This is a genomic window from Microbacterium tenebrionis, assembly GCF_903645325.1.
GTDB lineage: Bacteria > Actinomycetota > Actinomycetes > Actinomycetales > Microbacteriaceae > Microbacterium > Microbacterium tenebrionis.
Window position 1 is genome coordinate 59,715 of the sequence record NZ_CAHJXQ010000012.1, and the last position, 8,326, is coordinate 68,040.

Here is an 8,326-nt window from a genome sequence, read left to right on the forward strand (position 1 = left end):
GTCTCCTGATCTCGGGCGCGATCATCATCACGCGCGCGCCTTGGCCATCAGCTCAGCGCGCGGGTTCTCCTTCGGCTCCACGGCGGCGAACGCCTCGAGCGCGGAACGCGCGGCATCGTCGAGGTGCGCCGGCACCGCGACCTGGAGCTCGGCGAGCAGGTCTCCCGTGCCCTTCGAGCTCTTCACGCCTCGCCCCTTGACGCGCAGCACGCGCCCCGACGGCGTTCCCGGTGCGACGCGCAGCTTGACGACATCGCCGCCGAGCGTCGGCACCTCGATCGTTGCACCGAGCGTCGCCTCGGTGAACTTCACCGGAACGGTCAGCCGCAGGTTCAGGCCATCACGGGTGAAGACCGGATGCGGACGCACCGTGATCGACACGACGATGTCGCCGTTCTCGCCGCCGTCGGGCGAGGGGCGCCCGCGGCCGCGCAGACGGATCTTCTGCCCGTCCTTGACACCGGCGGGGATCTTCACCTTGAACGGCTTGCCGTCTTCGCCCTGCAGGGTGATCGTCTCGCCCTGCACGGCCGTGGCGAAGTCGAGCGTCGTGCGCGCGGTGACATCGGCGCCCTTCTGCGGGCCGCCGAACCCGCGGAACCCGCCGCTCGTCTGCCCGAAACGGCCGGAGCCGAACGAACCGCCCTGGCCCTGATTGAACATCGCGAAGATGTCCTCGAAGTCCGCGCTCTGGCCGCGTCCGCCCTGGCCGAAGCGGCTGAAGACGTCCTCGAAGCCGCCTGCGCCGGTGCCGCCGGCGGTGAAACGCGCACCCGAGCCCATGGCCCGGATCTCGTCGTATTCCGCACGCTGCTCCGGATCGGAGAGAACCGAGTAGGCCTCGCTGATCTCCTTGAACTTCGCCTCGGCCGCAGCGTCGCCCTGATTGGAGTCGGGGTGATACTTGCGCGCCAGCTTGCGGTACGTCTTCTTCAGGTCCGAATCGCTGACATCCTTGGCGACGCCGAGCGTCTTGTAGAAGTCCTTGTCGAACCAATCCTGACTGGCCATCGATCACCTACTCCGCTGGGACGGCGACGACGACCTTCGCAGGACGCAGTTCGACATCGCCCAGGCGGTAGCCGACCTCGACCACCTCGAGGATCGTGGACTTCTCGGCACCCGGGGTCGGCTGCTGGAAGATCGCCTCGTGCTGCTGCGGGTCGAATTCCTCGCCCGCCTCGCCGTACGAGACCACGCCCAGACGCTCCACGACGGCGCGCACCTTCTCGCCGATCACGTAGAAAGGCGTGCCCTCGACCAGGTCGCCGTGCTGCGTGGCACGGTCGAGGTCGTCGAGCACGGGCAGCAGGCCCTTGGCGGCCTCGCCCTTGGCGCGGGCGATCTCGATGTGCCGCTGCTCCTCCGTCCGGCGACGGTAGTTCGCGTACTCCGCCTGCAGACGCTTGAGGTCGGTCAGCAGCGCATTCTCGGCATCAGCGAGCGAGGCGTCGTCAGAGGCTGCTGCCTCATCTGTCTGCCCCGCGTTCAGGATGTCGTCGACCGTGAGGTCGCTATCCGATCCCTCGGCAGCCTTCGCCTCGGCGGAGGCCGGGTTCTGCCCGGTTCCGGCGTTCTCCTGCGGCGCGGGGCCGGATGCCGCAGCATCCGACCCCGCGTCCTCAGGAACTTCTTCGAAGTTCTTGTCCGTCATGGTTACTTCTTCTCGTCCTCGTCGTCGATGACCTCGGCGTCGACGACATCCTCGTCGGAGGATGCGTCGCCCGCAGGAGCCTCGCCCTCAGCGGATGCGCCGGCCGCGGCATCCGCCTGTGACTGCGCGTAGATCGCCTCGCCGAGCTTGCTCTGCGACTCGTTCAGCTTGTCGAGAGCGGTCTTGACCGCGTCGTCGTCATCGCCGGCCAGAGCCGTCTTCAGAGCGTCGACGTCGGCCTGGACCTCGTCCTTGACCTCGGCGGGGAGCTTGTCCTCGTTTTCCTTGATCAGCTTCTCGATCGAGTAGGAGAGGGTCTCGGCCTGGTTGCGCTGCTCGAGGGCCTCGGCACGCTTCTTGTCCTCAGCGGCGTTCTCCTCGGCCTCGCGGACCATCCGGTCGATGTCTTCCTTCGACAGCGACGAGCCGCCGGTGATGGTCATCGACTGCTCCTTGCCGGTGCCCTTGTCCTTGGCGGACACGTGCACGATGCCGTTCGCGTCGATGTCGAACGTGACCTCGATCTGCGGCAGACCGCGGGGAGCCGGCGCGATGCCGGTCAGCTCGAAGGTGCCCAGCGGCTTGTTGTCGCGGGTGAACTCGCGCTCGCCCTGGAAGACCTGGATCGCGACGGACGGCTGGTTGTCGTCGGCCGTGGTGAAGGTCTCGCTGCGCTTGGTCGGGATGGCCGTGTTGCGCTCGATGAGCTTGGTCATCCGGCCGCCCTTGGTCTCGATGCCGAGGCTCAGCGGGGTGACGTCGATCAGCAGCACGTCCTTGCGCTCGCCCTTGAGGACACCGGCCTGGAGTGCGGCGCCGACGGCGACGACCTCATCCGGGTTGACGCCCTTGTTGGCTTCCTTGCCGGTCTCGCGCTTGACGAGCTCGGCGACGGCGGGCATGCGGGTCGAGCCACCGACGAGCACGACGTGGTCGATGTCGGAGACCTTGACGTTCGCCTCGCGGATGACGTCCTCGAACGGCTTCTTCGTGCGGTCGAGCAGGTCCTTTGTGAGGTCCTCGAACTTCGCGCGGGTGATCGTCTCGGAGAGCGACACCGGGCCCGACTCGGTGAGCGACAGGTAGGGCAGGTTGATGGAGGTGCTGGTCGAGCTCGACAGCTCCTTCTTCGCCTGCTCCGCGGCCTCCTTCAGACGCTGCAGGGCGATCTTGTCGCCCGACACGTCGACGCCGCTGGTCTCCTTGAACTGCTTGATCAGGTGATCGACCAGGCGCTGGTCCCAGTCGTCACCGCCGAGGCGGTTGTCACCGGCCGTCGAACGGACCTGGATCGTCGAGAAGTCGTCGTCCTTGCCCACCTCGAGCAGCGAGACGTCGAACGTTCCACCACCGAGGTCGAAGACGAGGATGAGCTCGTCCTCCTTGCCCTTGTCGAGGCCGTAGGCGAGGGCCGCGGCTGTGGGCTCGTTGATGATGCGCAGGACATTCAGGCCCGCGATCTCGCCGGCCTCCTTGGTGGCCTGACGCTCGGCGTCGTTGAAGTACGCGGGGACGGTGATGACGGCATCCGTCACCGTGTCGCCCAGGTACGACTCGGCGTCGCGCTTGAGCTTCATGAGGATGCGCGCGGAGATCTCCTGCGGCGTCCACTTCTTGCCGTCGACGTCGAAGGTCCAGTCGGTGCCCATGTGGCGCTTGACGGATGCAACGGTTCGGTCGACGTTGGTGACGGCCTGGCGCTTGGCGGTCTCGCCGACGAGCACCTCGCCGTCCTTGGTGAATGCGACCACCGAGGGGGTCGTGCGGAAGCCCTCGGCGTTGGCGATGACCTTAGGCTCGCCACCCTCGAGGACGCTGACGACGGAGTTCGTCGTTCCGAGGTCGATTCCAACAGCACGTGCCATGTGATTCTCCTTCTGGTTGGAAGTACGTGGATGAAGTGCAGGGCAACTCAGAAACCTGAGTCGCGATGGCTCAACTGTACTCCCGCCCCCTTCGCGGTGTCAAGTGAACTTGATATGAATTGGCTCAACTTTGATTTCCGCGCGGTGGGCGGGAATCATTTCCCGCCGGGAGGCCCCGCGATCAGGAGGATCACATACAGCGCCACGACGGCGACCGCGATGAGCGCGACGAGCACCCACGCGCGATTGAGGAACCAGCGCATCGTTCGGTCGTACCAGGTGCGGTCCTGCGGGTGGTCGCTCGCCTCGAGTCGCCACGGGCCGGTCAACCGCCCGCTGCGGTGCAGCCAGATCTCCATCGGAATCGTCGCGTATGGCACGATCGCGCTGACGACGGCGAGGATGCCGACGCCGATCGACCAGCGCTGGTTGAAGGCGACGAGGATCGCGGTCGCGCCGTAGGAGAGGAACACGAACCCGTGGATGCCGCCGGCGATCGTCACCACGATCCCCGGAGCTCCGACAGCCCGGGCGATGAGCGCCGAGATCAGCAAAGTCCACGTGATCGCCTCGGCGACGGCGAGGACTCGGTACAGGCGGGCGGGGGTTCTGAACATCGCGCTCCTCGTTCGTCGGCGGTGTGTTCCACGCTACCCGGAGCATCGCCTCGGATGCGCTGCATGGGCGTCACGGGGCGACGAGGATGCGCACGGTCGTTGTCACGCTTCCACGGTCGCAGGGGCAGAGGAGATGCACCCGACAGAGCACCCGCGTCCTCAGGCCGATCCACACGGACTGGGGGCAGCGAGGCGCCGTCGGCGCGCCGCTACCCGCTGTTCACCGGACCCGGCCAGACTTCGAACATGACCGATGAGCACGCCGAGCCTGCGGAGACGCCGGTCACCACGGCCGCGATGACCGCCTTCGGCCGCGAGCACGAGGGCGCGCCGCAGGCCACGCGCAAGCAGGTCGTCTCCTGGGCGATGTGGGACTGGGCGATGCAGCCGTTCAACACCGTCATCCTGACCTTCGTCTGGATCGCGCTTTACCTGACGTCGCGGATGTTCCTCGACGAGGACGTCCGCGCATCCGGGCAGCTCGCCGACGGCAGCTACATGAACTGCAACCAGGCCGAGTACATCGGATCCGACTACTGCCGGGGCCTCACCGACCTGTCGGCATGGTGGGGTTGGGCGAACTTCGCCGCCGGCATCGTGATCCTCGTGCTGGCGCCGGTGCTCGGTCAGCAGGCTGACGCCCGCGGCAACAAGAAGAAGTGGGTGATCGGCGCGACGATCGGCGTCGCCCTGCTGCAGTTCGCGCTGTTCTTCGTCGAGGCCGATCCGCGGTACTTCTGGTTCGGCGCCTTCGCCGTCGCGATCGCCGCCGTGGTCAGCGAGATCGGCAATGTCAGCTACTACGCGATGCTCTCGGAGGTGTCGACGCCGAAGAACGTCGGGCGCATCTCGGGTCTCGGCTGGGGCCTCGGCTACATCGGCGGCGTGGTCGCCCTGATCGTCTGCATCCCGGTGCTGTTCATCGTCGGCCAGAGCGACCCGCTGTCGTTCAAGCTCGTCGCCGTCATCTGCGCGGTGTGGACGATCGTCTTCTCGATCCCGATGTTCCGCAACGTTCCGGAGTCGCCCGCGTACGGAACCTCGCAGAAGGTCGGGTTCGTCCGCTCCTACGTCGTGCTGGGACAGAACATCGCGAAGCTGTTCCGCACCAACCGCTCGACGTTCTGGTTCATGCTGTCCGCGGCCGTCTACCGCGACGGCCTGGCCGGGGTGTTCGCCTTCGGCGCCGTGCTCGCAGCGCAGGGGTTCGGCTTCTCGTTCCTCGAGGTCATCGTCTTCGGCCTCGCCGCGAACCTCGTCGCCGGCGTTTCGACGCTGCTCGCCGGGCGCCTCGACGACAGGATCGGACCGCGTCGCCTCATCGTCATCGCCCTCTCGGGCCTCGTCGCCATGGCGTTCGTCGTTTACGCGCTCAAGGATCTCGGAACCATCGTTTTCTGGATCTGCGGCCTGCTGCTGTGCGCATTCGTCGGGCCGACGCAGGCGGCCAGCCGCAGTCTGCTCACGCGTCTGACGCCGCCGAGCCAGCAGGGCGAGATCTTCGGACTGTATGCGACGACGGGGCGCGTGGCATCGTTCCTCTCGCCGCTGGCCTGGTCGCTGTTCCTCATGTGGTTCGGCGGGATCGTCTACGGCGTGCTCGGGATCGGGCTGATCCTGCTCATCGGCCTCGTGCTGCTGCTGTTCGTGCCGTTCCCGAAGGACGTCGGGGTCTGAGCCCTCAGTCCCAGTTGTCGGCGAGCTTGCCGAGCAGTCGGGCGAGCTCTGCCTTCTCCGCTTCGGTGAACGACTCGAGGGCCTTGCTCAGCAGACTCGAGGGCCTTGCTCAGCACCTGACGGCGTTCACCGCGCATGCCCTTGGCGATGCGGCGCCCGTCGTCGGTCAGGGCGATGCGGGTGCGGCGCGCGTCTTCGGGATCGGCTTCGCGCTGGACGAGTCCGCGCTGGACCGCCTGCTGCACGAGGCGCGACACCCGGGGCTGATCGACGCCGATCGCCTCGCCGATTTCGCTGACGCTGAGCGGTTCGGATGCCGTAGCCAGAGCATCCAGCATGCGGAAGAGCGCGGGGCCGCCCATGCGCCCACCTCCCGGCCCTCCGGCCCAGGGCGCGCCCGTGAAGGGCGGAGCAGCGCGGTGGCCCGGCGCGTGCCGGGGGTCGTGGCCGTGCTCGTGCGGGCCGTGTTCTCCGAAGGGGCCGCCGCGCCCACGGCCGTGGGGCCCGAACGAGCGTTGCCCGCGCAGGCGCGAGAGGGCGTGTGCGATGGCTTCGGCGGGGTCGGGGTTCTCGGCGCTCGAGCTCGGCTGGGTGACGGATGCCGATGGCACCTGGAGCCTCACGGACGAAGGACGGGACGCCAAGGAGCGACTCGGCGCGAGCGTCGAGCACGGCCACCACCCGCACCCGGGTCGTGGCCCTCACGGGCACGGCCACAAGGGTCACGGTCATGGTCGCGCGCGCGTTGCCCGGTTCGTGCAGAGCGCCTATGAGCGCGGCTTCGATGCCGGATTCACCCGCGGTCGCGACGACCGCTGAACCAGCTCCACGGAAGAAGTGTTTGCGGGCTCCGAGGCATCGCCAGCCTGGAAACCCTTCTTTCATCCCGGGCCACCGGGCGACCGGACTGCGGTCGCGGAGGTGGTCAGCCGCTGAGGCCGAGGAAGGCCATCAGGCCGATCGCGCCGAGGAACAGCACCGCGAGGCCGCCGTAGATCGCGACGGTCCAGCCGCGGTAGCTGTTGCCCTCGGTCCCGCCCGCGGCCGGGCTGGGGACGTCGTTGCGGGTCGCCTCGTCACGCTCGGTCGCCGCCCGGGACGCGGCCGCCCTCGTCCGGGCCTTCTCTGCCACGGTCGGCAGCACGCCCTCGTGCTTGTGCGACGACGCCGTCGTCCAGGTGTCGTTCGGCGCCCAGGTGCGGCGCCTGCGCAGTCCTGGGGCGGCATCCGGATCCGCCGGCTCGGCATCCTCCGTCGATGACGGCGGGATGACGGGTTCCGGGATGGGAGCGGCGGCGCCGCCTCGAACTCCGGAGGCGGCGGGACTTCGAAATCCTCGATGGCCGCTTCCGCGTCGGGCGTCGCAACGGTCTCCGGCGCCGGGACAGCGTAAGGATCCACGGCACCGGATGCCGCAGGTGGCGCAGGCGGTTCCGCGGCCGCAGGGTCTGCGGCCGTCGCAGGGGCCGCAGCCGCAGCATCCGTCGTCGGGTCTGGAACGTTCTCGGTTTCGTCGCCGGTCACGCCTCGATCCTACGGGCGCGGCGCGCCCGAGTCACGGTCAGCCGCCGAGGGATCCGGCGTCGATCGTGCCGACGTCGGTGCGGTGGAAGTTCTGGAACGAACGGGATGCCGTCGGCCCGCGCTGCCCCTGATAGCGGTTGCCGTACGGGCCCGAGCCGTAGGGGTTCTCAGCGGCGGAGGTCAGGCGGAAGAAGCAGAGCTGACCGATCTTCATGCCGGGCCACAGTTTGATCGGCAGCGTCGCAACGTTCGCGAGCTCGAGCGTGACGTGCCCGGTGAAGCCGGGGTCGATGAAGCCCGCCGTGGAGTGCGTGATCAGGCCGAGGCGGCCGAGCGAGGACTTGCCCTCGAGCCGTGCTGCGATGTCGTCGGCGAGACTGACCTGCTCGAACGTGGCGCCGAGAGCGAACTCTCCGGGGTGCAGGATGAACGGCTCATCCGGCTTGACCTCGATCAGGCGGGTGAGCTCGGGCTGGTCCTCGGCCGGGTCGATGAACGGATACTTGTGGTTGTCGAACAGACGGAAGTACCGGTCCAGGCGCACGTCGATGCTCGACGGCTGGATCATCTCCGGCTCATGCGGGCTCAGCCCGATCTTGCCGGATGCGAGTTCTGCCTTGATATCGCGGTCGCTGAGAAGCACGGGAATCAGCCTACTGGGATGCCGAACACTGAGCCCGCCGAGTGTTAGCCGTGCCTCGTGCGTTTGTTATGCTGGCCAGACGCCGCAAGGCTCCGGGACTGTAGTTCAATGGTAGAACTTCTGCTTCCCAAGCAGACAGCGCGGGTTCGATTCCCGTCAGTCCCTCCACGCACCGCCCTCACTCCACCGCGACCTCGACGAGCGCACGGCTGACCGATGCGAGCTCCCTCGCACCACCACGCCACAGCGCCGTGATCGGGCGAGCGATCGGGAGCCCCTCCAGCGGCACCTCGACGAGTCGCCCGAGCCTGACGTGATCGGCGACGGCGAGCGCAGAGAGCACGGC

General features: G+C 67.9%; 9 protein-coding genes and 1 tRNA gene. 3 read left to right on the top strand and 7 right to left on the bottom strand.

Translation table 11 applies throughout. From position 1 onward, the window contains the following. Positions 1-27 precede the first annotated feature (27 nt). The 4 genes from HWX58_RS13385 to HWX58_RS13400 all read right to left on the bottom strand — a co-directional run bounded on the left by HWX58_RS13385 (position 28) and on the right by HWX58_RS13400 (position 4,136). Entirely contained in the window at positions 28-1,011 is a 984-nt protein-coding gene (locus HWX58_RS13385) for a DnaJ C-terminal domain-containing protein (RefSeq protein ID WP_175988545.1), read from the bottom strand. A 7-nt stretch (positions 1,012-1,018) separates the two neighbouring features. Then, positions 1,019-1,654 (bottom strand): nucleotide exchange factor GrpE, encoded by a 636-nt coding sequence (locus tag HWX58_RS13390; RefSeq protein WP_175988547.1) that lies wholly within the window; start codon positions 1,652-1,654, stop codon positions 1,019-1,021. A 2-nt stretch (positions 1,655-1,656) separates the two neighbouring features. Next, the gene (gene dnaK / locus HWX58_RS13395) at positions 1,657-3,519 is read right to left on the bottom strand and encodes a molecular chaperone DnaK (RefSeq protein ID WP_175988549.1); all 1,863 of its coding nucleotides are present in this window, start codon (positions 3,517-3,519) and stop codon (positions 1,657-1,659) included. Positions 3,520-3,674: 155 nt separating this feature from the next. Further along, positions 3,675-4,136 carry a DUF3817 domain-containing protein gene (locus HWX58_RS13400; protein ID WP_175988551.1) on the bottom strand — a complete coding sequence of 154 codons (462 nt, stop codon included), beginning with the start codon at positions 4,134-4,136 and terminating at the stop codon, positions 3,675-3,677. A gap of 246 nt (positions 4,137-4,382) precedes the next feature. On the opposite strand from HWX58_RS13400, the gene HWX58_RS13405 reads away from it, so the two are divergent. After that, positions 4,383-5,813 carry an MFS transporter gene (locus tag HWX58_RS13405; RefSeq protein WP_175988553.1) on the top strand — a complete coding sequence of 477 codons (1,431 nt, stop codon included), beginning with the start codon at positions 4,383-4,385 and terminating at the stop codon, positions 5,811-5,813. On the opposite strand, the gene HWX58_RS13410 is transcribed toward HWX58_RS13405, so the two are convergent. Further along, on the bottom strand, positions 5,726-6,175 hold the full coding sequence (locus HWX58_RS13410) for a MarR family winged helix-turn-helix transcriptional regulator (RefSeq protein ID WP_250646253.1): 450 nt from the start codon (positions 6,173-6,175) through the stop codon (positions 5,726-5,728). The two genes, HWX58_RS13405 and HWX58_RS13410, sit on opposite strands and share 88 nt — an antisense overlap. Positions 6,176-6,359: 184 nt before the next feature. On the opposite strand from HWX58_RS13410, the gene HWX58_RS13415 reads away from it, so the two are divergent. After that, complete coding sequence (locus tag HWX58_RS13415) at positions 6,360-6,632, top strand: hypothetical protein (RefSeq protein ID WP_175988555.1); 273 nt, start codon at positions 6,360-6,362, stop codon at positions 6,630-6,632. Between the two features lie 106 nt (positions 6,633-6,738). On the opposite strand, the gene HWX58_RS13420 is transcribed toward HWX58_RS13415, so the two are convergent. Then, entirely contained in the window at positions 6,739-6,957 is a 219-nt protein-coding gene (locus tag HWX58_RS13420; protein WP_175988556.1) for a hypothetical protein, read from the bottom strand. A gap of 417 nt (positions 6,958-7,374) precedes the next feature. Next, on the bottom strand, positions 7,375-7,980 hold the full coding sequence (gene dcd, locus HWX58_RS13425) for a dCTP deaminase (protein WP_175988558.1): 606 nt from the start codon (positions 7,978-7,980) through the stop codon (positions 7,375-7,377). Between the two features lie 94 nt (positions 7,981-8,074). Here dcd and HWX58_RS13430 point away from each other — a divergent pair. After that, a tRNA-Gly gene (locus HWX58_RS13430) sits at positions 8,075-8,148 on the top strand. Positions 8,149-8,326 lie beyond the last annotated feature (178 nt).